This window comes from Acidovorax facilis (assembly GCF_023913775.1).
In the GTDB taxonomy this organism is placed as follows: domain Bacteria; phylum Pseudomonadota; class Gammaproteobacteria; order Burkholderiales; family Burkholderiaceae_C; genus Acidovorax; species Acidovorax facilis.
The window spans coordinates 1-1,308 of record NZ_JAMXAX010000285.1; the positions used below are offsets into that span (position 1 = coordinate 1).

General features: G+C 61.8%; 1 protein-coding gene. It reads left to right on the forward strand.

Annotated features, from left to right (window positions below):
* Positions 1-64 precede the first annotated feature (64 nt).
* Positions 65-1,269, forward strand: a protein-coding gene (locus NFX52_RS30170; protein WP_142085889.1) for an IS3 family transposase whose coding sequence is annotated in 2 segments (ribosomal slippage) — positions 65-344 and positions 344-1,269 — 1,206 coding nt in all. Because the reading frame shifts where the segments join, the coding sequence is not laid out codon by codon here.
* The last annotated feature ends 39 nt before the right edge of the window (positions 1,270-1,308 follow it).

The following is a 1,308-nucleotide window of genomic DNA, read 5'->3' on the forward strand; positions in this document are numbered from 1 at the left end:
TGAGGTTGCCCCTGAAAAGTGGAGTTCTTAACCCTTGTTGAAAATACCGACAAGGAGTTGAGCAATGAGTGACAAGCAAGTGCGTGCGCAGTACACGCGGGAGTTCAAACTGGAGGCGGTTCGGCAGGTGCGAGCTGGCCAGGCGATTGCGGTGGTGGCCAAGGTGCTGGGCATTCCCAAGGCCAGTCTGGGCAACTGGGTGCGACTGTCATCCAAGGGAGAGCTGAACGACGTTGGCAGCGCCGACAAGGCGACCAAAGTCTCGCCCGAGCAGATGGAGATTGCCCGGCTGCGCGCCGAGAATGCTCGCCTTCGCATGGAGCGCGACATCGCAAAAAAAGCTGCGGCGTACTTCGCGCAGGACACGCTGCGAGGTACGCCTGGATTGACCAAATGAAGTACCGTTACCCGGTGAGCGTGTCCTGCGGGGTGCTGGAGGTCAGCGCCAGCGGGTACTTCAACTGGCTGCGCCGGCGAGAGGATGGTCATGGCCGCAGCGGCCCTGGCCGACTCTACAGCGATGAAGCCCTGCTGGCGCACATCCGTGCCATCCACGCCGAGGTCAAGGGCGAATACGGCTGGCCACGCATGCACAAGGAGCTTGTGGCCCGAGGCATCCGGGTGGGCAAAGACCGGGTTCGCAAGCTCATGCAGCAGCACGGCATCAAGGCCAAAACGAAACGCAAGTTCGTGGTCACCACCGACAGCCGCCACAGCCTGCCGGTGGCACCTGACCTGGTGCAGCGGCGCTTCAACCCTGAAGCTCCCAACCAGCTATGGAGTGGCGACATCACCTACATCCAAACCGACGAAGGCTGGCTGTACCTGGCCGCCGTCATCGACCTGTTTAGCCGCCAGGTGGTGGGCTGGAGCCTGCAGTCGCACATGCAGGCAAGCCTGGTCAAGGACGCGCTGACCATGGCGTGGTGGCGTCGCCGGCCACCACCCGGTCTGATATTCCACAGCGACCGGGGCAGCCAGTATTGCAGCCACGAGGTCCAGGGCGCACTGAAGGACTGGGGCATGCGTTCATCGATGAGCAGGAAGGGCAACTGCTGGGATAACGCCCCAACGGAAAGCTTCTGGGGGCGGCTGAAAACAGCCAGCGTACATGGGTGCAAATTCGCTACCCGTGAGCAGGCCGGGCAGGCGGTGATGGACTGGATGGCCTTCTACAATCACCGCAGGCTGCATTCCTCGCTGGGCTACCTCAGCCCGATGCAGTACGAACAACGCTGGTACGAGGCACAGCGCAAAAAGGCCGCGTGAATCGTGGGTTAAGAACTACACGAAACAGGGGCAAGGTCA